Below are 24,309 nucleotides of genomic sequence, written 5' to 3'. Positions count from 1 at the left end.
CCCTTTCTTACTTTCCTAAACAAAATTGGCTAAAGAGTTGTGTAATTAACTCATCTTGGACACTCTCACCAATCACTTTTCCTAATAAATCCCAACAACGGGTCATATCGATCTGAACTAAATCAACTGGCATGCCAGCTTCGATTCCTTGCACCACTTCCACTAAAGCTTGTTCTCCTTGCTCTAATAAAGCAATGTGACGATTATTTGAAACGTAAGTTGCATCCCGTTCACCAGTACCACCGTCGAAGAACAACTCAGCAATGCCTTCTTCAAGTTGGTCCATACCTTCACTGGCTAACACTGAAATCGGTAGTAACGCTTCTTGACCGACTAGTTGGTTTAATTCTGCTAAATCTAACTGATTGGTCAAATCGCTTTTATTTAATAAAATAATTCGTTTCATGTCTTGGGTTACGGTGATTAAATCTCGATCGGAAGTCGTTAATTTTTCACTTTGATTTAAAACAAGTAAGATCAAATCCGCTTCAGCTAAGGCTTTTCGGCTACGCTCGACACCAATTTTCTCAACGATATCTTCCGTTTCTCGAATGCCTGCCGTATCAACTAATTTTAATGGAACCCCTCTAACATTTACGTATTCTTCTATCACGTCACGAGTCGTACCAGCTACGTCAGTCACAATCGCTTTATCTTCTTGTAATAAATGATTTAACAAACTTGATTTTCCGACATTTGGACGACCAATGATTGCCGTTGACAAGCCTTCTCGTAAAATTTTACCTTGTTTAGCAGTTCTCAATAACTGGTGGATTTGTCCTTTGACTTCACCAGCTTTTTCAAGTAACAGTTTTGTTGTTAACTCTTCCACATCATCGTACTCTGGGTAATCAATGTTCACTTCAACTTGAGCTAAGGTTTGGAGAATTTCATGCCGTAGGCCGCGAATTAAGTTGGATAAATTGCCATCTAATTGATTAATCGCAACATGCATCGCTTTGTCTGTTTTAGCACGGATGATATCCATTACCGCTTCCGCCTGGGATAAATCAACTCGGCCATTTAAAAATGCCCGCTTTGTAAATTCCCCTGGTTCGGCTAAACGAGCACCTTGTCGCAACAATAACTGCAAAACTTGGTTCGTAACGACAATACCGCCATGACAGTTAATCTCAACAATGTTTTCACGGGTAAAAGTTTTTGGCGCTTTCATGACTGAAACCATGACTTCATCAATGACATGCTGTGCTTGAGGGTCTGTAATATGACCATAGTGTATTGTATGAGAACTGACTTTTGTCAATTTTTCTTTTGACTTAAAGACTTTTTCAGCTATTTCTAAGGCTTGATCGCCACTCATGCGAACAATGCTTATAGCCCCTTCACCAGCTGGTGTTGAAATTGCGGCTATCGTATCAAACTCCATCGTTATGTTCATTTCTCCTCAACCCTTCCTAATTTTTTCCATATAAAAAAGTGCCTACTCCACCCCTGGAATTAGCGGGTAGATTTAGCACTTTGACTGCGTCACTCTAATTTTAATTATCACTGATATAATACAGGATATTTCGTAGATTAGCAAGTAGAGCTTCTTTCTCCAGCTTGTTATCTTTGCACTTTCTACAACTTTTTTGTTAAAAAATTCCTTTCTTGTTAATAAGTTGGACTTTAACCAAGATAATTACAAAACGAACGTTTTGTTTCAAATAAACAAAATAGTTCAATATACAAAAATAAAAGAAACATTTATTTTCGTACGGTGTTAAACAGTTTAAAAATCACACACAAAATTTTTTTATTCCCTGTTAATACATTTAAAACCTTAATTAAGAGGGTATATAAAACACTTAACTCTATTATAAAATAACAATTAAACACATAAAAAAACATTTATTAAAAGGGGGTTTATTTATGATAGTAACAATGATATACTTCATTCTGTTCAAATTGAACGTTCGTATTATTGCTTTGAAAATAATAAAGATATAGGAGGTCGTTTATGAAAAACACGACAAAATTACTACTAGTTACATCAGCTGTGGGCTTCTTTGCAACTAATGTTAATCTGCTTACAACTGAAAAAGCGTACGCTACTGAGGTAACACCTTTGACAACTAATCAACAGCTAGCAAAGCCAGATTTGTTCCCTCAAGATTTGTCAAATCAACTAGCTGAAGGTGATCCTCTAGCTAGTGTAGGAACTGGTTGGACAAATAAGTTTAAGAAATCAACCCAAGAAACTGCTGGAAAAATACGTTTAACAACGCAATCGAATTCCTTGTTTGCAGTAGGGATGGATGTTAAATTCCAAACTGGTTTCAAATTAGACGAAGAAATTGCTGGTGAATTTTTCTCAACTCCTGGCTGGGAAAAATATGTCACTGGAACAATTGAACGTTTTGACACAATGTTGCCTATTAATAAAACCGTCAAAATTGAAAAGCTTTTTTCTCCAACTAAAGGTGAACGCATGTTTTATGACAAAGATAGCAAATCTTTGATGTATCAGAGCCCTGCTTACCTTTTTTCTGGGACACAGTACGTCAATGTTGATATGTTTATTGATTTGGCTACTTGGCACACTCATACTAAACGCTTAGTTGAACGCAAACCTTTCTACAAATTTTCAGTCACTACCCAATCGACTGATACTTGGTTCAACCCTTCATGGGGAGCGGCCGAGACAGCTTTAACCATTGACTACGAAGACTCCTGGATTGAAAATAAAGTTAAGCCATCTAATATAAAAACTGATGACGATAAAGAATTTTCAGGTGTTGCTAAACAAGATAATAGTAACCAACATGATTCAATTTTTACTGGCGAGCTGTATATTAATGGGACTTTAGTTAAAAATAGGATTCCCCTTGATAAAAATGGCAAATGGTCGACAAATATCGGCTCACTAGCAAATAGTGGTGACGAAATTTCCTTTAGAGTTGTTGCCAATGAACGCGAAGAAAACGGGAATGGCATCATGAATATTCGTTATTCCGAGTTAGTTTACTATACGATTGGTGATTCCTTACCTTACTTAAAATGGGAAGTTGAAGCACCAACCTTACAGCAACTATTTGATGGTGAGACGGCTATCTTTGGCACGATGCCACGCCAAAATAAACAAAACAACCGGACTTATAATTTACTAATCACAGTTAATGGCTATGAACTTTCTAATAAAGAAATTAATGGTACTAGTGGTGAGTTTGCTGAATCACTGATGGATACTTCTCTTGTGAAAGGTGATACTGTGACTGCTCAAATCTTCGGTCATGAAAAAGGCTTTTTTGATAAGAAAAGTAAAATTGTTAAAGTCGTTGTCCAAGAGAACCAAGACGGTCAAGAAAACTGGGATCATTGGACTGTTACTAAACCTAGTTTAACTACTCCAAATATTGGTGATTATGCTATTTCTGGTAATGTTCCCTTGCAAAATAAATTTAACGGCCGAACTTACGAGATCGTTGCCACCCTTAACAACAAAGAAATCGGGCGCCGTAATATTAGTTCCCTTGGTGGTGATTTTATGATCGCCTTAAGTAAAAAAGAAGAAGACTTAATTAGCTTGAAAGAAAAAGATAAAGTCGCCGTTCATGTCATTGGTCATGAAAAAGACGAAAAAGACAAAAAGAGTTCTGTCGTAACCGAAACGGTTAAAGATAATACTGGTTACGCTCAGTGGAAAGTTAACCAACCTACGATTCAGGAAAAAATTGAAGCTGATACTACAACAATTGATATTGAAATCCCTGAGCAGAATCTGTCATTTGGTCGAAACTACGACTTTAATCTTGCAGTTGACGGCGTCATCGTTCACACACAAGCTGATTTACCTGCGGAAACTGTTTCTGTTACTTTAGAGACGGCGCTTCTTGAAGATCAAGTCGTCACTGCGGAAATTGTCGGTCATCAACCTGCCCGCGAAGACAAAGTTAGTGAGCAAGATAGCGTTACAGTGATTGCTAAAGATACCCATGCTGAGTGGGAAGTCAACACACCAACGATTGCTGAGATTACCCTTGGAGATACGTCTGCTTCTGTCACGTCACCAGAACAAGATCTGACAAAAGAACGAACTTATGAAGTCGAATTAATGCTGAACGGGAAACCACTTACTACGCAGACTATCAATTCTGCTGAAACTATAGCAATCGATTTAACCTCTTTTGACTTAGCGGCTGAAGATATTGTTTCTGCTACGATTATTGGTCACGAAGCTGACCACGATGATAAACGAAGTAAGACCGTTGAAACAATCGTCATAGCCAAAGAAACACCTACTCAAAGTCGTTTTGTTCAAGGTTACTGGCAATCTTTTGGTCTTGTTTATGAAGGAGAAATTGATAACGACTCTTGGACTTTAGACAATCCTGAAGCGATTCGTAAAGTTGTCCGCATTATTAACGACAAAGAAGAAACTCAAAGTAGCGTCGATGCCTTTAATACAAACTGGTATAATCCAGATCGTTACTCTGGCTACCAATTTATCTTATCTAACACGATGTTAGGTCAGTTGACAGTTGGGGACTTTACTTTAGTTATGGATGTTTACATTGATGATCAACTAGCGGCGACTACGCCACTGAATCCAACTAACTCAATGCGTTCAGGTGCTACTCATACTAAGTATGAACAACTAGAGCAAACAGTTATCAACTACAATTTTATTAAGCCTGTTATTTTAAATAACCAACCTGGTTTTACCGTTACTAAAAATAACTCTTCTGCTAAATTAAAAATAGTTAACAAATACTGGAGTGATGAAGCAGCTTATGGTTTAGTTTTTGATGGGTTCATTCCTGCTGACGTGCGACTGCCTAGCACTGGTCACGATAAAAACTTAATTGTAACTGACAATTCTGGAGCAGTCGTCTTTACAAAAGAAATTTTAGAATCTGTTGAAACTAACTGGGAAATAGCAATGGACATTCCTTTAGAAAATGTCTTCCAAGCTACGATTCCACGAGCTTTCTCTGATGAATCTATGTATACTTACCGAATTAAAGTTACTGACACTGATGGTTCCGTCTTAATTGAAGGAACACTTAATACTAAATAAATCACCTTATCGAAGAGTAGATAACTTATTGCTATTCTTCGATTTTTTCTATCGTCACTACAAAAAAAGGAGCAACTCTATGTTTACTACACCATCTATTATTTATAACTTTTTATTAATACTTGTTTCCATCTTACTTATCTTACTTTTTGCTAATTTAATTTTTTATACAAGCCTTAGTCTAATCGGTTTAAAGAAACCTGTTAGAAACTATAGCCTTGCTGCCGATAAACACAAATTTTTATTTCTCATTCCTGCACATAATGAAGAATCGGTAATTAGTGACACCTTAGCTAGCATGCTTTATCAAAATTACGACTCAGAGCTTTATGATGTCGTGGTGATCGCTGATAATTGTACGGACCGTACGGTTGAGATCGTCAATAGCTTTGAGCATGTTAACTTGTTCGTCAACACTTCAAAAAAAGGTGAACGACGAGGAAAACCCCACGCTATTGCTAAATTTATTCAAACAGGTATTTGGAAAAATTATGATTATGTTGCTTTTATTGATGCCGATAACATCGTCCACCCTGACTATTTAAAAGAGATGAACTCGCAGTTAATCGCCCATCCTCATTACACGGCAATTCAAGGTTACCTCGGTGTTAAAAACGTCGCTAGTTCAATGACTGCTTCTGGCTACGCGGCTGTATACTTTATTACTAACCGAGCCGTTCAATACGCCAAACACCTTTTAGGTTGGAACGCCGCAATCGGCGGAACGGGCTTCATCTTAGCAACTGACTACATCTTAGTCCATGGTTGGAACCCTCGCAGTTATACCGAAGATTTCGAACTACAAGTTGAATTATCTTTACAAGGTAAAGTTAGTGGCTGGAATCATTTTGCTAAAGTTTATGATGAAAAACCTAACAACTTAATTGCTAGCCACAACCAACGCACTCGCTGGGCCCAAGGTCACTGGTTTGTAGCAATTACGACAACTGCTAAACAACTCGTTTCCATTTCAAAAGCCGCCAATTTCCCCCAACTTCAAAACCGAATTGAGACATTATTTTATTCTTATTCAATGTTACGACCAGTGGCTTTTTTAGCAATTTTACTTCTAGGGTTAATTGATTGGCGCTTGATCAATTTCTTACCCCACTTATTTTCAATCGCTTTGTATTGGACGACGATTGAACTTTTAAACTTTATTATTATTCCTTTAGTTTACTTAACCGATGAAGCAGCCTTATATTTTGAAAAAAAGACTTCGTTAATCGCTAAAATCGGTTTCTTTTTCCGACTGATTATTGCTTTTATCTGGAACTCATTAACTTATTTATTTGCCCAAATTGTTGGTTTTAGCACATGGTTTCTGCCTCAAAACAACTGGAAAAAAACTGAACACAACGCGTCATTTGAACAGGAGGTTAATTAGTATGACAAAAAAAAGCCTAAAAAAACATGTGCTTTATAAACGAAACATTTTGAATTTTAATTTACTTTACGCCGGAATTGTTATGCTTTTCGTCTTATGTTACCTTCTCATCTCTTTATAAATTCAATTAGCAATTTTATGTATTAGAAAGGAATAGTCACTGATGAAAAAAAAAATTATGATCGCTTTTGGCACTCGTCCTGAAGCGATCAAGGTAGTTCCTGTTATTAAAGAACTACTGGCAAACACTCACCTTTTTGAGTTAAAAATTATTGTTAGCGGCCAACACCAAGAAATGCTATACCAAATTCTTGATCAGTATGATATCGTGCCTCACCTTGATTTAAATGTTATGAAAACCGGCCAATCGTTAAATGAATTGACGAGCAGGATTTTAACAGGGATGCAACTCGCTCTGCAAACGTATCAACCTGACATTGTTTTAGTTCACGGCGATACTACGACTGCTCTAGCAACAGCTTTAGCTTGTTTTTATGAGCAAATAAAAATCGGCCACATTGAAGCGGGCTTACGAACATATCATCCCTACAATCCTTTTCCAGAAGAAATGAATCGGCAATTAATTAGCAAATTAGCTCATTATCACTTTGCCCCAACCGCTCATAATGTAAGCAACTTAGCTTACGAAGGCATTACTGACAACGTCTATGTCACCGGAAATACCGCAATTGATACTTTACTTTTAAATACAAGTTTGACTTATAGCGACCCTTACTTATCTAAGCGTCGAAATAAAAATTTCATCTTATTAACAACCCATCGCCGGGAAAATTTAGGGACCGCTATGACTGACATCTTTTCAGCCGTTAGACAACTAGCCATCGACTTTCCAACTTATGACTTCGTCTATCCTATGCATCTCAACCCTGAAATTAGACGACTAGCTTTAGATATTTTAAGTGATCAGTCAAACATTCATTTAATTGAACCTTTAGACGTCTTGGCTTTTCATCATTATATCCAACACTCTTTTATGGTCTTAACAGATTCAGGTGGGATACAAGAAGAAGCCCCGGCTGTTGGCAAACCGGTCTTAGTCTTAAGAGAAACTTCTGAACGCTCAGAAGGGGTCGCCGCTGGCACTTTAGCCCTTGTTGGAACAGCGACAAAAGATATCTACCATGCCGTTCACCGCTTAATTACTGACGAGGCTCACTATCAACAAATGGCTCAGTCTATCAATCCATACGGTGATGGCACTGCCTCACAAAAAATAATTAGAGTTTTAGCTTCTGAATTATAAGTTTTAAGTGCAAATTTTTCAGTTTTTACTGAATCCCTTTTGTATAACATAACGACACTTAGTAGCTAAGCTCTTAGGTCACGATAATAAGAAAAACACCGCCATTGAATTCATGTAAAATGAAGAAACAACGGCGGTGTTTTTTTGTCGTTAACAGACATTTACTAGCTAGTCCCCAACTTAAGAAACAGAGGGGGTTAATGCTTAGAACCTGTTTATCAAATAATGTTCAAAAAAAAGAAGCCGTTGACTAATAAAAATGTCACGGCCCCTTTAATAATCTCCCAGTAGCTTAAATTAATAAGTCTTTTGATGATAGTCCCTTTTACTGGAGACTTGACTCTTTTAGCTTTATTTTGAAGCTCTAAGGGCTTCTACTTCATTTTTAGAGTTAGCTCACTTGTTTCACTTAGCTCCCTTTAAACCTTAAAAGAAAGGCTTTAATACATAAACTAAGGAAGCAGAAGCTGTCACTCTTACTGAGCTTTAACTATGTTATTTATTAAGATTAACTACTAAGTAACGGTAAGGTTCATCACCTTCAGAATGAGTTTTAACATTTTGATTATCCGTTAAGATTGCATGAATTTGTTTTCGTTCAAAGGCGGGCATTGGCTCTAAGTAAACCGCTTGGCCAGTTCTTAAAACTTTGTCAGCTGTATTGTTAGCTAAGCGCGTTAAGGTAGCTTCACGACGTTCTCGATAATCACCAACATTAACAACAACTACTAATTTATTTTCAGCCATCCGGTGAATAAAGACTTGGGCTAAATACTGTAAGGCATTTAAGACTTTACCGTGTTTACCAATTAGCATACCGGCTTTCTCACTTTCCAAATGGAAAACGACACTTTGACCGTTCCTTTCGACTTTAACTTCTGCTGGCGCATTTAACTCTTTAGTAATTTTCGTTAAATAAGCAGCTAAAGCTGTTATCGCTTCGCTATCTGGCAATCGTTCTGATGACGGGACTTGGGGCTTTTGGCTTGAGACAGTTTTATCAACTTTTTCTGTCCTTGTGACTGACTGGGCAGTCTCGACTGGTCCTTTCGCTGGTGAATTAATCGCTACTACACTAACCACAGCAGCTTTTTTCCCAATTCCGAAAAAGCCTTTTTTACCTTCTGCTAGAACTTTGACTTCAACATCTTTCCGGGAAAGCTGTAATTCTTTCAATCCTACTTGAATCGCTTCATCAACTGTTAAACCTTCATAATTTGGCATAAACATTACCTCCTTAATTAATTAACGGACATATCGACTATTTTTTACGTTTCTTTTTAGGGCTTTGAGCTTTTTGTAAGGCTTTTTCTAAATCACGTTGACGTTGAACTTCTTCTTCACGTTCTTTTTTAATTTTAAATGGATTATTGATTAACAACGTTTGACCAACTTGGAACGCATTAGAAACTACCCAGTAAAGAGATAAGCCACTGGCTAAGTTAACACCCATTACTAAAATCATAATCGGCATCGCGTAATTCATTATCTTCATACTAGGATTGCCTTCAACTTGACTCATACTTGATAATTTCGTACTTAAGAAAGTAAAGATGGCTGCTAAGATTGGTAAGACTAAGATTGGATCGGGCACACCAAGTTCTAACCATAAGAAACGGCCTTCACTTAAACCTGTCCGGGAAATTGACTGCCATAAGCCCATCATAATCGGCATTTGAATCAACAGCGGTAAACAACCGGCAAAGGGATTGACACCATTTTGATCATAAAGTTTTTGTTGTTCTTCTTGTAATTTTCTTTGTGTCTCTGGATCTTTTGAGGCATATTGTGCTTTTAAAGCATTTAATTTCGGTTGTAATTCTTGGGTTTTGCGCATGCTTTTATTTTGATAATGCATTAATGGTAATAAAATGATTCTAATAACAATCGTAAATAAGATAATCCCAATTCCGACATTCCCAAATGATAAGGCTTGAATGGCTCGACCAAAGTTATAAACGATGTAACGTTCCCAAATACCAGTACTTTGAGCCGTTACCTCACCAGTTCCACAACCTGTTAAAACTAAGACTAAGACAAGCATTGATAAAGCTAATAATATTTTCTTTTTATTCTTCACTTTGTTTACCCCTCTATCTAACTATAAAATATTTGCTAACTTAAAGACATGTGCTAAGTTTTTTTGAACTTCCCCAGTTGTTAAATTAACAATGTTAGGGCGTGCAATGACGATGATCGCATATTCTGAGCCAATCTCATCTTTTAAAACAAATAAACTTTCGCGAATTTGACGTTTGACCCGATTACGCATAACCGCGTTACCAATTTTTTTACCGACTGACAAACCAACACGGAAATGAGGACTTTCTTGAGCTGCAACGTAAACGACAAAGTTTTTATTGGCAAAGGATTGCTTTTTTTGCATAATTTCGAAAAACTCAGACTCTTTTTTGATACGATAGGATTTTTTCATACGAATCCCCTTTCGCTTGAATCCTTTTAGGCTAATTTTATACACTTCTTTATAATATCATAAATCCGAGCCTTTTCCTCTAGCTTTTTCGAACTAGGAGGTTTTATTTCAAAAAAAAATAGGCAATCATCACAAAAGGAGATTTTTCCCCCAATATTAATGACTTGCCTATCAGAAAAGTGTCCTTTATCACTAAGCGGAACACTAATTAGTTATATCACGAAAGTCAGACTTTCTTAATATGACTCTAAAAAAAAACCACTGAAACAGAGTCAGCGGATTATGAGCATAAAACTTTTCTTCCTTTACGACGTCTAGTCATTAAAACGCGACGACCGTTTTTCGTACTCATGCGTTTACGGAAACCATGAACTTTATTATGCTTACGTTTACTTGGTTGGTATGTTCTTTTCATGTTGTAGCACCTCCTAATAAATTTGTATCTTCTTTATACTTAGACAGACTATAGTATTATACGAAATCCTGACTCTTCTGTCAACTGTTCACCGAATAGATCCTGGCTTTTTTTGAGTTTTTTTCCTAAAAAGTTATCCACAATTTTTATTATACTCGGTATACTTTTGGGATAGATAAAAAAAATAAAAAGTTATTAATTCTTTTACCCACAGTTTATCCACAAGTTAACGCCTTGTTACAAAGTTATCCACAAAGCTAAAAACACATGTTCGTAAGTCCTTTTAAGCTTGCTACTACAACAAAAGTTATCCACACCTGGAAAACGAATAACTGATTTTCACCAAAGTAATCCCCGACTATTGTTTGCCTTGTGGATAACTCTTATCCCTTTTGTGGATATTTTTTCCACAGTTATTTAAAACCAGTGGAAAACTTTTTTTTTTAATGCTAAAATAGAAAAGACTATGAAGAACAGAGGAGGAATTATTACATGCCAAATATTGAGTATATTTGGAAAGAATTAGAAGATAGTTACCGTAAAATCTTAACTATCCCTAGTTTTAATGCTTGGATCGAACAAGCAACTCCGATTAGTTTGATTGATAATCAATTAACAATTGAAGTTCCTTCCACCCTCCATAAAGAATATTGGGAAAAAAATCTTTCCACAAAAATTGTTGAAACTGGTTTTAAGTTAACAGGGGAAGAAATCACACCTGTTTTTATTATCCAAAACGAACAACCTGAAGAAGGCCAAGTTGAAGCACCAGTCACTGCCGCTGCCATTTCTGATTTAACGCGAGAAAACAGTCGCAAAGCGTTGTTAAATCCTAAATATACTTTTGACACTTTTGTCATTGGTAAAGGTAACCAAATGGCCCATGCTGCCGCCTTAGTTGTAGCTGAAGACCCTGGTTCGACATACAATCCCTTGTTTTTTTATGGTGGCGTTGGACTTGGAAAAACCCATCTAATGCATGCTATTGGTCACCAAATGCTGTTAAATAATCCAACAGCGAAGGTGAAATACGTCAGTAGTGAAACATTTGCCAACGATTTTATCAATTCCATTCAAAATCGAACATCAGAAAGCTTTAGACAAGAATATCGCAACGTTGACTTACTATTAGTTGATGATATTCAGTTTTTTGCTGACAAAGAAGGAACTCAGGAAGAATTCTTCCATACATTTAATTCCCTCTATAATGATGGAAGACAAATTGTTTTAACTAGTGATCGTTTACCAAATGAAATTCCGAAATTACAAGAACGTCTAGTTTCTCGCTTTGCATGGGGCTTATCAGTTGATATTACCCCGCCAGACTTAGAAACTCGGATTGCCATTTTACGGAAAAAAGCCGATGCGGAACGGTTAGAAATTCCTGATGACACCTTGAGCTACATCGCTGGCCAAATTGATTCAAACATTCGTGAGCTGGAAGGGGCCCTTGTTCGAGTACAAGCCTATGCCACGATGAACGGCCAAGACATTACAACTAGTTTAGCAGCGGATTCATTAAAATCACTGCGACCAGCTGGTCAAAAAAACCAATTATCCATTTTAACAATTCAAGAAGAAGTCTGCGATTACTATCATATTCAACTAAAAGATATGAAAGGCAAAAAACGAGTCAAAACGATCGTTTTACCTCGCCAAATCGCAATGTTCTTATCTCGTGAATTAACTGATAACTCCTTACCAAAAATTGGGGCTGAGTTTGGTGGTAAAGATCATACAACTGTGATTCACTCCCACGAAAAAATTCAGCAACTTTTAGAAACTGACCCAACAATGCAAAAAGAAGTCAGTGAAATTAAAAATCGTTTGATTTCCTAAAGTTATCCACTGTTGATAACTATTCAAAAACGAGAAAGTTATCAACAGGTTATTAACAGGTGGATAACTTTAGTCGTTGTAATGCTCATCACTCTTTTCCACAGAACTAACAGGACCTACTACTACTATTATTTTATATAATAATAATATAAACCCAGAAAGGACTTATACATAAAATGAAATTAACAATAAATAGAACCACATTCATGAATGAATTATCAACTGCCCAACGAGCGATTTCATCCAAAACAACTATTCCAATTTTAACTGGAGTAAAAATCGTCCTAACGGATGAAGGACTTTCTTTAACCGGAAGTAACGCTGATATTTCAATTGAAACCTTTTTAGCAAAAGATGATAAAAAAGCCCAGATGCTAATTGAAAAAACTGGCGCGATTGTTTTACAATCTCGTTTCTTCGGAGAAATTATTCGTAAATTACCAGAAGATCTCTTTACATTAGAAGTACTTGAAAATAATCAAGTCGCAATTACTTCAGGAGCAGCAGAATTCGTCGTTAATGGACTAGATCCAGACAACTATCCGCATCTTCCGATCATTGATGAAAACAATCAATTAAAAATACCAGTCAGAGTCTTAAATAAAATCATTAGTGAAACAGGTTTTGCTGTTTCTATGCACGAAAGTCGTCCGATCTTAACGGGAGTTCACTTTATTCAAAGTAATAGTGAGTTATTAGCTGTTGCAACAGATAGCCACCGTTTAAGTCAACGAGTTATCCCTGTGGAAAACGCCGTCGAAGATTTTGATATCGTGATCCCTGGAAAAAGTTTACTTGAATTATCTCGTTCTTTTAAAGATGAAGAAGAATTAGTTGAAATTAGTATTATGGAAAACCAAGTCCTTTTCAAAACGAAAACGATGTATTTCTATTCTCGTTTACTAGAAGGGAAATACCCAGATACGAATCGTTTAATTCCAAGTAGTTTTAATACCGAAATCGAATTTAGTGTCCCAGCTTTATTATCAGCGATTGAAAGAGCCTCATTACTGTCTCATGAAGGCCGTAATAACATTGTTAAATTAGCCATTACAGCTGATGAAGTAACGATTTACGGAAATTCACCTGAAATTGGTAATGTCCAAGAAGAATTAACTTACCAAAAAGTAACTGGTGAACCTTTAGAAATTTCATTCAATCCAGATTATATGAAAGATGCTTTAAAAGCCTTTGGTGGCATTGATGTTGTCGTTAAATTTATTTCACCAATCAGACCTTTCACACTAGAACCTGTTGATTCAGATATTTCATTTATCCAATTAATTACGCCAGTGAGAACTAACTAAAAAAGCTTTAAAAACCATTTAGTCTTTTTGATTAAATGGTTTTTCTTTTGTTTCTAAGGAAAAGTTAGCAAAGACACTAAAACTTAAAAAATTGCGGGTTTAAGCTTAAATTGTTGAAAAAGGATAAAACTATCTAAAAAGGCTAGAAATAGCTGAAAAGAGAAAATATTAAGGAATATTTGTTTTTTAGGTAAAAAAACGGTATAATAGTAAGTAGAAATTGCATCATAAGAAGGTGAAAAAATGAAAGAAAAATTTATATTAAAGGCTGAATTTATTCGACTTGGTCAGTTCTTAAAAGAAATCAGTGTCATCTCAAGTGGTGGCATGGCAAAATGGTACTTACAAGAACATACGATTTTTGTCGACGGCGAAGTTGAAAATCGCAGAGGTCGCAAATTATATCCAGGCATGATGATTGAGATACCTGATACAGGTACTTTTTTTATGGAGAAAATGGATGAACCAAGCATTGGAGAAGATTCTCATGAGATTGACTAATATTCAATTAGATCATTATCGCAATTATGAATCCTTAAGCCTTGAATTTCCCAAGGCTTTAACTATTTTTTTAGGGGAAAATGCCCAAGGGAAAACGAATTTATTAGAAAGTATTTATGTTTTAGCCATGACTCGTAGTCACCGAACGAACAATGAGAAGGAATTCATTGGTTGGGGAGCTGATTATGCTCGGATCGTTGGCAACATTGAGAAAAAAAACCATCAGTTACAACTTGAGATGGCGATTTCGACTAAAGGGAAAAAAACGAAGCTTAATCATATTGAACAAAAGAAATTAAGTGACTATATTGGTGAATTAAACGTGGTATTATTTGCGCCAGAAGATTTGTATTTGATCAAAGGAGCACCGCAAATTAGACGACGTTTTATTGATATGGAACTAGGGCAAATCGATCCTTTGTACTTATATCACTTAACAACTTATCAAAAAGTCTTAAAACAACGAAATAAATATTTAAAACAACTGAATGAAAAAAAAACTCTTGATGAAACGTATCTTGATATTCTATCGGAACAATTAGCCGAAGCAGGCAGTCATGTTTTATATTTACGTTACCGTTTTATCGGTAAATTAGAAAAATGGTCCCAAGACATTCATCGGGGGATTACTGACCAACGAGAAACCTTACGAATTGATTATCAACCAAGTATGACGATAACAAGTAAGGATGATCGTGAAACGATTCTAAAAACCTTTATGACGGAGTTAAAACAGAAACAAAAACAAGAAATTTTTAAACAAAATACAGCAATTGGCCCTCACCGAGATGACTTATTCTTCTATATTGACGATCAAAATGTCCAAACATATGGTTCACAAGGCCAACAACGAACGGCAGCTTTAAGTTTAAAGCTAGCGGAAATTGAGTTAATTAAAGAAGAAATCGGTGAATACCCAATTCTTTTATTAGATGACGTGATGAGTGAACTGGATGACGAACGCCAGATTCATTTATTAAAAACGATTGAAGGAAAAGTCCAAACCTTCGTCACAACAACAACATTGAAACACTTATCAAATCGTTTGATGAGTCAACCTGATGTCTTTATTGTGACTAATGGCCAAGTTGAGCGCCAAAGGGAAGATGCTAATATCTTTAATGTTAGCAACGCTGACCCTCAAACTGAAAAAAAAGAGCCGTAATTCTAGCATTTCTAATGGGTAGAAATTAAGGACATCAACTTACGAAGTGAAAAGGGAGAGCCGTAATTCTAGCATTTCCAATGCGTAGAGATTAGGGACATCGACTATAAGAGGAGAGCCGTAATTCTAGCATTTTCCAATGCGTAGAGATTAAGGACATCGACTAACTAAGAGGAGAGCCGTAATTCTAGCATTTTTCAATGCGTAGAGATTAGGGACATCGACCATAAGGGAGAGTGAACAGGGATGACAGATGAAGAAAAACGTTTATTAGACGATAAAGCAAAAGAATATGATGCTAGTCAGATTCAAGTCTTAGAAGGCTTAGAAGCTGTCAGAAAGCGTCCTGGAATGTATATTGGTTCAACGAGTGGCCAAGGATTACACCATTTAGTCTGGGAAATCGTTGATAACTCAATTGATGAGGCACTAGCTGGTTTCTGTACGGAAATCAATCTAGAAATAGAAGCTGACGGCAGTATTACAGTTGTCGATAACGGTCGAGGAATTCCAGTTGGGATTCAAGCTAAAACGGGTCGTCCAGCTGTAGAGACAGTCTTTACGGTTCTCCATGCTGGTGGTAAATTTGGCGGTGGCGGTTATAAAGTATCAGGGGGACTTCACGGTGTAGGTTCATCAGTTGTTAATGCTTTATCAGTGCAACTAGATGTTAAAGTTTATACAGGTGGTGAAATCCATTACCAAGAGTTCCATCAAGGGAAAGTTGTCGGTGATTTAAAAGTCATTGGTGAAACTGATCGTAGTGGAACAACCGTTCATTTCATTCCTGATCCAGAAATATTTACTGAAACAGTTTATTTTGAATTTGAAAAATTAGCGACTCGTTTAAGAGAGTTAGCCTTCTTAAACCGTGGCTTAAAATTAACAATTGAAGACAAACGAGCTGAATCAGCTGAAAAACGTGATTATTACTATGAAGGCGGCATAAAAAGTTATGTTGAACACTTAAATGCCAATAAAACTGTCTTATTCGATGAACCGATTTATACTGAAGGGGAGCAACAAGACATTATGGTTGAAGTTGCGATTCAATATACTGATGGTTATCATACGAATTTACTCAGTTTTGCTAATAATATTCATACATATGAAGGTGGAACCCATGAATTTGGTTTCCGAACTGCTTTAACTCGAGTTATCAATGACTACGGCCGTAAGCAAAAAATCATTAAAGAAAACGAAGAGAACTTAAGTGGGGAAGATGTTCGGGAAGGCATTACTGCCGTTGTTTCAATCAAACACCCAGAACCACAATTTGAAGGTCAAACGAAAACGAAGTTAGGTAACTCAGAAGTTCGAACAGTTACTGACCGTCTATTCTCAGAAGCTTTCAATAAATTTTTATTAGAAAACCCAACAGTTGCTAAAAAAGTCGTTGAAAAAGGGGTATTAGCTTCGAAAGCGCGGATGGCTGCCAAACGTGCTCGGGAAGTGACTCGTCGTAAAGGCGCCTTAGAAATTAGTAACTTACCAGGTAAACTATCTGACTGTTCAAGTCGTGACCCGAAAAAATCAGAACTCTTTATCGTTGAGGGAGATTCAGCCGGTGGTTCAGCGAAACAAGGTCGCGATCGGGAATTCCAAGCGATTTTACCGATTCGTGGTAAGATTTTGAACGTTGAAAAAGCAACTATGGATAAAATTTTAGCGAACGAAGAAATTCGTTCACTATTTACAGCCATGGGAACTGGTTTTGGTGACGAATTTGATGTGTCGAAAGCTCGTTATCATAAATTAGTTATTATGACCGATGCCGACGTTGATGGTGCTCATATTAGAACCTTATTATTAACTTTGTTCTACCGTTTTATGCGCCCAATCGTCGAAGCAGGCTATGTTTACATTGCCCAACCACCTTTATATGGGATCAAACAAGGAAAAAATATTACCTACATTCAGCCTGGCAAAGAAGCTGAAACTGATCTAGCAGAGAAGATTAAAGAACTACCTGCTACTCCTAAGCCAAGTATTCAACGTTACAAAGGTTTGGGAGAGATGGATGACCATCAACTATGGGAAACAACGATGGACCCTGAGGCTCGCGTTATGTTGCGTGTGACAGTCGACGATGCTATTAAGGCCGACCAAGTTTTTGAAACACTAATGGGTGACAAAGTTGAACCACGTCGTGACTTTATCGAGAAAAACGCTCGTTATGTGAAAAATTTAGATGTTTAATCATTAAGCTGTAAGTAGCAGTAGCTGAAATTAAGCTTGCTTCAGCAAATTATCGCAAATAAAGTTAGTAGATAAGCAGAAGGAGAACTTTCATGACAGATGAAGTAAGAAAAAATGTGAAGGACGTCAATTTAACGAATGAAATGGAAGACTCATTTTTAGATTACGCAATGAGTGTTATTGTTTCTCGTGCCTTACCTGACGTTCGTGATGGGTTAAAACCTGTTCACCGGAGAATTTTGTACGGTATGAATGATCTTGGTGTCACACCAGATAAAGCTCATAAAAAATCAGCCCGGATCGTCGGAGACGTGATGGGTAAGTATCACCCTCATGGTGACAGTGCGATTTATGAATCAATGGTCCGGATGGCTCAGCCTTTTAGCTTCCGCCAAATGTTAGTTGATGGTCATGGTAACTTTGGTTCCGTCGATGGTGACGGTGCCGCTGCCATGCGTTACACCGAAGCGCGAATGAGTAAAATTGCTTTAGAGATGTTACGTGATATTAATAAAGATACCGTTGATTTCGGTAACAACTACGATGAAACGGAGCGGGAACCACTGGTTTTACCAGCTCGTTTTCCCAACTTATTAGTTAATGGAACTACAGGGATTGCCGTGGGAATGGCAACGAATATTCCACCTCATAATTTAGGTGAAGTAATTGATGCGACGACCCTGTTAATGGATAATCCAGATGCCACAACGATGGAATTAATGGAAGTCTTACCTGGTCCCGATTTCCCAACTGGCGGTTTAGTGATGGGTAAATCAGGAATTCGTAAAGCTTACGAATCTGGCCGTGGGTCAATCATGGTTCGTTCAAAAGTTGACATCGAAGAGATGAAAAACGGCAAAGAACGAATTATTGTGACGGAGTTACCTTATATGGTTAATAAAGCCAAACTAATTGAAAAAATTGCTGATTTAAGTCGTGAAAAACGAATTGAAGGGATGACTGATCTCCGTGATGAGTCTTCTCGTGAAGGCATGCGAATTGTGATTGAAGTCCGTCGTGACGTTAGTGCCTCAGTTATTTTGAATAATTTATATAAAATGACCGCTCTCCAAAGCTCATTTGGTTTCAATATGTTAGCGATTGTTGATGGCGAACCGAAAATTCTTGGTTTAAAATCAATTTTAAGTCACTACATTACGCACCAAGAAGAAGTCATTCGTCGTCGAACAGAATTTGATAAGAAAAAAGCGGAAGCCCGTGCCCATATTTTAGAAGGGTTACGGATTGCGTTAGATCATATTGATGAAATCATCAAAGTGATTCGCTCATCGGCTTCAGATGATGTGGCTAAAGCTGCTTTAATCGAGACTTTTGATTTGTCAGATCGGCAAGCTCAAGCGATTTTAGACATGCGTTTACGCCGTTTAACTGGCTTAGAACGTGACAAGATTGAGAAAGAATACCAAGAACTATTAGCCTTAATCGCTGATTTAACTGATATTCTGGCTAATCATGAACGAATTCTAGAAATTATTAAAACAGAACTCCAAGAAGTTAAGGCGAAATACGATGACCCACGGAGAACTGAATTATTAGTTGGTGAAGTTTTAAGTTTAGAAGACGAAGACTTAATCGAAGAAGAAGAAATCGTGATTACTTTAACTCATAACGGTTATATTAAACGTTTAGCTAATTCTGAATTTAGAACGCAAAAACGTGGTGGCCGTGGGGTTCAAGGCATGGGAATGCACGACGATGATTTTGTTGAAAATCTTGTGTCATGTTCAACCCACGATAACCTACTATTCTTTACGAATAATGGGAAAGTTTACCAAGCAAAAGGTTATGAAATTCCAGAATACGGCCGAACAGCTAAAGGAATTCCAATCATTAACTTGTTAGGTATCGATTCTTCAGAAAAAATCGAAGCAATTATTAGCATCGATGGTAAAGCTGAAGAAGGGGAATACTTATTCTTTACAACGAGAAAAGGAATTGTCAAACGAACTTCTGTAATGGCATTCGCAAATATTCGCAGCAATGGCTTAATTGCGATTGGTTTACGTGAAGACGATGAGTTAATTAATGTCTCAGTCACTGATGGTACGAAGAATATCATCATAGGGACTCATTTAGGCTATTCTGTGACCTTTGACGAGAATGATGTTAGAGATATGGGTAGAACAGCTACAGGGGTTCGTGGTGTCCGTCTGAGAGATGATGACTATGTTGTTGGCATGGACATTCTCGATGAAGGCAAAGAAGTTTTAATTATTACTGAAAATGGCTATGGTAAACGGACAAATTGGTCTGAGTATCCAGTTAAAGGCCGTGGCGGTAAAGGAATTAAAACTGCTAATATTACTGAGAAAAATGGACCTTTAGCAGGCTTAACGACTGTCACAGGTGAAGAAGACATCTTATTAATTACAAATAAAGGTGTTATTATCCGCTTTGGCGTTGATACTGTTTCCCAAACAGGTCGGGCGACCCAAGGTGTCAGATTAATTCGTTTAGAAGAAGATGCCAATGTTTCGACAATGGCTAAAGTTGAGCCAGAAGATGTTGAGGACGTTGAAGGAACAGAAATACCAACAACGGACTTACCAGCAACTGACACACCAACGGAAGCTTCAGAAGAATAAACGATTAAAGACTAGAGTGATTTACTCTAGTCTTTTCTTTTGGCTAATCTTCAAAGGGATACTGAAATAACTTGCAATTTATCAGTCAGAGTAGTATACTATTAAGATGTGAGTAATCTATTAGTAGATTAACTTTCCTTGCTCTATTTCGGTAGAGCCAAAGTCCATAAGGAGGTGAAATATCAATGAGTCAAGTAACGAAATACGAAGTTATGTATATCATTCGTCCGAACATTGATGAAGAAGCTAAAACTGTATTAGTTGATCGTTTTGATGCAATTTTAAAAGACAACGGTGCTGAAGTTTTAGAATCAAAAATGTGGGAAAAACGTCGCTTAGCGTACGAAATTAAAGATTACCGTGAAGGTATCTACCACATCGTTAAAGTTTCTTCAGAAAATGCTGACGGCATCAATGAATTCGATCGTTTAGCTAAAATCAGTGACGATATTATTCGTCATATGATCATCAAAGAAGAAGTTTAAAATGTTTCACGTGAAACATTAATGAGAAAGGGGATGGAGATTTGATTAACAATGTTGTACTTGTCGGTCGTTTGACAAAAGATCCGGACTTACGTTACACATCTAGTGGATCTGCCGTTGCTACTTTCACTTTGGCTGTAAACAGAAGCTTTACAAACCAAAGTGGCGATAGAGAAGCAGATTTTATTAACTGTGTAATTTGGAGAAAACCAGCAGAAACTTTAGCCAACTACACTCGTAAAGGTTCCCTGATAGGTGTTGTAGGACGAATTCAAACTCGTAACTATGAAAACCAACAAGGACAAAGAGTTTATGTAACCGAAGTCGTATGTGATAACTTCCAAATGTTAGAATCTAAAAATGCCAACGAACAAAGAAAACAAGAGCCGAGCTTTGGTGATGATAACCAACCTAGTCAAGGTGCTTATCAACCAAGTCAACAAAGCAATCAATCATTTAACCAATCTTCATCAACCCCGAAGAATGATATGCCAAGTTTTGGAAGAGACGCTGATCCTTTTGGTTCGGCTTCCCAAATTGACATATCTGATGATGATTTACCATTCTAAAATCGAACAGGAGGGAAAATGATGGCTCAACAAAGAAGAGGCGGAAAAAGAAGACGTAAGGTTTGTTATTTCTGCGCTAACCATGTAGACCACGTTGACTATAAAGACGTTGAACTGCTTAAAAGCAGATTTATCTCTGAAAGAGGTAAAATTTTACCACGTCGTGTAACTGGTACTTGTGCTAAACACCAACGTACTTTAACAGTAGCAATCAAACGCGCGCGTATTATGGGATTACTTCCATTCGTAGGCGAAGAACAATAGTAATTAATCAAGACAATGCTAATCACTTAGCATTGTCTTTTTCTATAGTCAAATAATGGCATGCAGTTAAAAGTTAGCTAATCTTAAAAAGGGATCCCAGGTCGAAGGGTTAAGGTAAGATTTGATGGCAGTTGTTCAAATTACTTTTAGCTAACCACGGATCAGAGAAGTCTTCTGTTTTTAATGGATTAAAAGTATGAAACGCAGATGCTGGTATTCAGAGGTATCAAACATTAATGACTTCCCTAGTGAATTGATTTAGACATAAAGTCAAAGAAGTAAAAAAAGATAAGATAATCGGGTCAGTCTTTATAATGAAATAAAGGTTAAGCATAAGTATCCTCTTTGTAGAAAGTAATGAGAATTAGTTTAAGGGGTAATGGATTAAATAGCGATCAAGAATCATAAAGTCCAGACAGAGGATGATGCTACTTTTTGGAACTAAAGTTTATTCTTAAAAGAAGAGCAGCTGAGACAATCAAATTATCTTCAAGTTCCAGAAGTTTCAAGATGATTTTCAGACAGTCGTTAATAAAGGGAAATCGGTCAATTAAAAAAGGAATCAGACAGTTAACCAATCAATTTCCATGTGTTAAAATCCCTTTGTAAGAAAAAAATAGTCTGTTATTAAAGATTAAGCGAACTAATTAGCTAGTTTTTAAATGTTTCACGTGAAACATTTTGAATCGTTACTAACTACTATAATAACTTCTGAGAGATAGAGGTTTCTTATTTATGCCAGGGGTTAATTGTGGTAGAATAGAAGAGTAATCAGAATTGACACTCTGAATGTATCAGTAAGAGAGAATATATTGAAGAGGAGATTTTAACTATGAAAGTAATTTTTACTAAATATTTAAAAGGCCAAGGAAAAAAAGGGGACGTTAAAGAAGTAGCATCAGGTTACGCTCAAAACTTCCTAATTAAGAATGGCTATGCTAAAGAAGCAACAACTAGTAGCGTCAGTGAATTAAAAGCCCAAAAGAAAGCTAAAGACCGGTTAGACGCAGAAATTAAGGCGGAAGCAGAAGTCTTAAAAACTAAATTAGAAACAGAAGGTTTCGAAGTGATTGTTAAAGCGAAAGCAGGAGAAGATGGCCGGTTATTCGGTTCAATTCCGTCAAAACAAGTAGCAGACGCTTTGAAAAAACAACACGACTTGAAAATTGATAAACGTAAATTAGATTTACCAGAGCCAATTAGAAGTTTAGGCTATACGAGTGTCCCGTTAAAATTACACCAAGAAGTCGTTGCAACTTTAAGAGTTCATGTTGTAGCAGAGTAAACAAAAGGAAGGTAACTTCCTTTTTGTTTTACGTATTTAAGTGAGTCTAATGTTGAAATAGGAGAGACAGTGAATGAGTGAAGTAATGCAAGATAGAGTACCACCACAAAACATCGAAGCTGAACAAGCTGTATTAGGCTCTATCTTTTTAGATGCGGAGTCCATTATCGAAGCAATGGAATACGTTGAGACTAAAGATTTTTATCGTCGCAGTCATCAGCTTATTTTTGAAACAATGATTTCCTTAAACGATCGTAATGAAGCAATTGATGTTATCACAGTCAAAGATCAATTAGAAAATGCTAACTTAGTAGAAGATATCGGTGGACTGACTTATTTATCAGAGTTAGCCTTAACAGTCCCAACAGCAGCGAATATTGTTCACTACGCAAAAATCGTTGAGCAAAAGTCCTTATTACGAAACTTGATTCAAACCGCCACAGATATTGTTAGTCAAGGTTTTGAACAAGGAGACGCAGTTGAAACGATTCTAGATGAAGCCGAACGGAAAATTCTAGAAGTTTCAGAAAAACGTAACCGCAGTGGCTTCTTATCAATCTCGGAAGTCTTGAATACGACCTTTGCTGAAATCGACCGTTTGTCCCAACAAGAAGAAGAGATCACTGGTTTGCCAACAGGCTATCATGCTTTAGATAAAATGACTGCTGGTTTACAACCGGAAGAGCTAATTATCTTAGCTGCTCGTCCTGCCGTAGGGAAGACAGCTTTTGCCTTAAACATCGCTCAAAATGTCGGAACTAAAACAGATAAAGCTGTAGCAATCTTTAGTTTGGAAATGGGAGCCTCTTCTTTAGTCAACCGGATGTTATGTGCTGAAGGGACAATCGATGCCAGTCATTTAAGAACTGGTCAGTTGAATGAAGAAGAGTGGCAAAACTTAATTATGGCTATGGGAAGTTTATCTAAAGCCCATATTTATATTGATGATACTCCAGGGATTAAAATCTCTGAAATTCGCGCAAAGTGTCGTAAGCTCGCTCAGGAAAAAGGCAATCTAGGATTGATTTTAATTGATTACTTACAACTAATTGAAGGAACTGGTCGTGAGAACCGTCAACAAGAAGTTTCTGAAATTTCACGTCAATTGAAAAAATTAGCCAAGGAATTAAAAGTCCCAGTGATTGCTTTATCTCAACTTTCTCGTGGTGTGGAACAACGACAAGACAAACGTCCAGTCCTTAGTGATATTCGTGAGTCTGGGTCGATCGAGCAAGATGCTGATATTGTTGCCTTTTTATACCGTGATGATTATTATCGCGATGAAGAAGGGGCAGAACCAAGTGAAGAGCAAGAAGACAATAATATCATTGAAGTTATTATTGAAAAAAACCGGAGTGGTGCTCGGGGAACCGTGGAATTACTCTTTATTAAGGAATACAATAAATTTTCATCATTATCGACACGAACAGACTTTTAATGTTCGTGTTTTTATGTACTTTCAAGTGATGTTCGGCAATATTGTTAGTGTTTTTGAATATAATGATTGTTATTGATTCTTAACGTTCGCAATTCCTTGATTTTTAAGCTGAATCTTGTTAAAATAATGTA

The 24,309-nt window shown here is 36.9% G+C and carries 19 protein-coding genes; 14 read left to right on the top strand and 5 right to left on the bottom strand.

Annotation, left to right across the window (positions count from 1 at the left end; all coding sequences use genetic code 11):
• Positions 1–7: 7 nt before the first annotated feature.
• Entirely contained in the window at positions 8–1,399 is a 1,392-nt protein-coding gene (gene mnmE, locus CBF35_RS11810) for a tRNA uridine-5-carboxymethylaminomethyl(34) synthesis GTPase MnmE (RefSeq protein ID WP_280530462.1), read from the bottom strand.
• 561 nt (positions 1,400–1,960) lie between these two features.
• Between mnmE and CBF35_RS11805 the strand changes: the two genes are divergently transcribed.
• From CBF35_RS11805 to wecB, 3 genes are all read left to right on the top strand, one after another.
• The gene (locus tag CBF35_RS11805; protein WP_126781438.1) at positions 1,961–5,020 is read left to right on the top strand and encodes a hypothetical protein; all 3,060 of its coding nucleotides are present in this window, start codon (positions 1,961–1,963) and stop codon (positions 5,018–5,020) included.
• Between the two features lie 79 nt (positions 5,021–5,099).
• Entirely contained in the window at positions 5,100–6,407 is a 1,308-nt protein-coding gene (locus CBF35_RS11800) for a glycosyltransferase family 2 protein (RefSeq protein ID WP_126781435.1), read from the top strand.
• 160 nt (positions 6,408–6,567) lie between these two features.
• Complete coding sequence (wecB, locus tag CBF35_RS11795; protein WP_280530463.1) at positions 6,568–7,671, top strand: non-hydrolyzing UDP-N-acetylglucosamine 2-epimerase; 1,104 nt, start codon at positions 6,568–6,570, stop codon at positions 7,669–7,671.
• Positions 7,672–8,166: 495 nt separating this feature from the next.
• Here wecB and jag read toward each other — a convergent pair whose 3' ends face one another.
• From jag to rpmH, 4 genes are all read right to left on the bottom strand, one after another.
• Complete coding sequence (gene jag, locus CBF35_RS11790) at positions 8,167–8,895, bottom strand: RNA-binding cell elongation regulator Jag/EloR (protein ID WP_126781430.1); 729 nt, start codon at positions 8,893–8,895, stop codon at positions 8,167–8,169.
• Between the two features lie 37 nt (positions 8,896–8,932).
• A complete protein-coding gene (locus CBF35_RS11785; protein ID WP_228026094.1) occupies positions 8,933–9,715 on the bottom strand; it encodes a YidC/Oxa1 family membrane protein insertase in 783 nt (260 codons plus the stop codon).
• Between the two features lie 57 nt (positions 9,716–9,772).
• Entirely contained in the window at positions 9,773–10,105 is a 333-nt protein-coding gene (gene rnpA / locus CBF35_RS11780) for a ribonuclease P protein component (RefSeq protein ID WP_126781425.1), read from the bottom strand.
• Between the two features lie 280 nt (positions 10,106–10,385).
• Complete coding sequence (rpmH, locus tag CBF35_RS11775) at positions 10,386–10,520, bottom strand: 50S ribosomal protein L34 (protein WP_126781423.1); 135 nt, start codon at positions 10,518–10,520, stop codon at positions 10,386–10,388.
• A 492-nt stretch (positions 10,521–11,012) separates the two neighbouring features.
• Between rpmH and dnaA the strand changes: the two genes are divergently transcribed.
• The 11 genes from dnaA to dnaB all read left to right on the top strand — a co-directional run bounded on the left by dnaA (position 11,013) and on the right by dnaB (position 24,178).
• Positions 11,013–12,359, top strand: a complete 1,347-nt coding sequence (dnaA, locus tag CBF35_RS11770) for a chromosomal replication initiator protein DnaA (protein ID WP_126781421.1) — start codon at positions 11,013–11,015, stop codon at positions 12,357–12,359.
• A 176-nt stretch (positions 12,360–12,535) separates the two neighbouring features.
• On the top strand, positions 12,536–13,666 hold the full coding sequence (dnaN, locus tag CBF35_RS11765; protein WP_126781418.1) for a DNA polymerase III subunit beta: 1,131 nt from the start codon (positions 12,536–12,538) through the stop codon (positions 13,664–13,666).
• Between the two features lie 243 nt (positions 13,667–13,909).
• On the top strand, positions 13,910–14,167 hold the full coding sequence (gene yaaA, locus CBF35_RS11760; RefSeq protein ID WP_126781416.1) for a S4 domain-containing protein YaaA: 258 nt from the start codon (positions 13,910–13,912) through the stop codon (positions 14,165–14,167).
• Complete coding sequence (gene recF / locus CBF35_RS11755) at positions 14,154–15,332, top strand: DNA replication/repair protein RecF (protein ID WP_126781414.1); 1,179 nt, start codon at positions 14,154–14,156, stop codon at positions 15,330–15,332. The genes yaaA and recF overlap by 14 nt, the downstream gene beginning before the upstream one ends.
• 246 nt (positions 15,333–15,578) lie before the next feature.
• The gene (gene gyrB / locus CBF35_RS11750) at positions 15,579–17,531 is read left to right on the top strand and encodes a DNA topoisomerase (ATP-hydrolyzing) subunit B (RefSeq protein WP_126781412.1); all 1,953 of its coding nucleotides are present in this window, start codon (positions 15,579–15,581) and stop codon (positions 17,529–17,531) included.
• A gap of 92 nt (positions 17,532–17,623) precedes the next feature.
• Complete coding sequence (gene gyrA, locus CBF35_RS11745; protein ID WP_126781410.1) at positions 17,624–20,137, top strand: DNA gyrase subunit A; 2,514 nt, start codon at positions 17,624–17,626, stop codon at positions 20,135–20,137.
• 185 nt (positions 20,138–20,322) lie between these two features.
• The gene (gene rpsF / locus CBF35_RS11740; protein WP_126781408.1) at positions 20,323–20,622 is read left to right on the top strand and encodes a 30S ribosomal protein S6; all 300 of its coding nucleotides are present in this window, start codon (positions 20,323–20,325) and stop codon (positions 20,620–20,622) included.
• Between the two features lie 41 nt (positions 20,623–20,663).
• Positions 20,664–21,191: a single-stranded DNA-binding protein gene (ssb, locus tag CBF35_RS11735; protein WP_126781406.1), complete on the top strand. Its 528-nt coding sequence runs from the start codon at positions 20,664–20,666 to the stop codon at positions 21,189–21,191.
• 21 nt (positions 21,192–21,212) lie between these two features.
• Positions 21,213–21,455, top strand: a complete 243-nt coding sequence (gene rpsR, locus CBF35_RS11730; RefSeq protein ID WP_126781404.1) for a 30S ribosomal protein S18 — start codon at positions 21,213–21,215, stop codon at positions 21,453–21,455.
• A gap of 832 nt (positions 21,456–22,287) precedes the next feature.
• Complete coding sequence (rplI, locus tag CBF35_RS11725; protein ID WP_126781402.1) at positions 22,288–22,740, top strand: 50S ribosomal protein L9; 453 nt, start codon at positions 22,288–22,290, stop codon at positions 22,738–22,740.
• A 73-nt stretch (positions 22,741–22,813) separates the two neighbouring features.
• Positions 22,814–24,178, top strand: a complete 1,365-nt coding sequence (gene dnaB, locus CBF35_RS11720) for a replicative DNA helicase (RefSeq protein ID WP_126781400.1) — start codon at positions 22,814–22,816, stop codon at positions 24,176–24,178.
• Positions 24,179–24,309: the final 131 nt, after the last annotated feature.

This window comes from Vagococcus salmoninarum (assembly GCF_003987495.1).
Taxonomy (GTDB): Bacteria; Bacillota; Bacilli; order Lactobacillales; family Vagococcaceae; genus Vagococcus_D; species Vagococcus_D salmoninarum.
The sequence above is the reverse complement of the archived record's forward strand: the minus strand, read 5'-3'. Positions and strand labels throughout refer to the sequence as shown.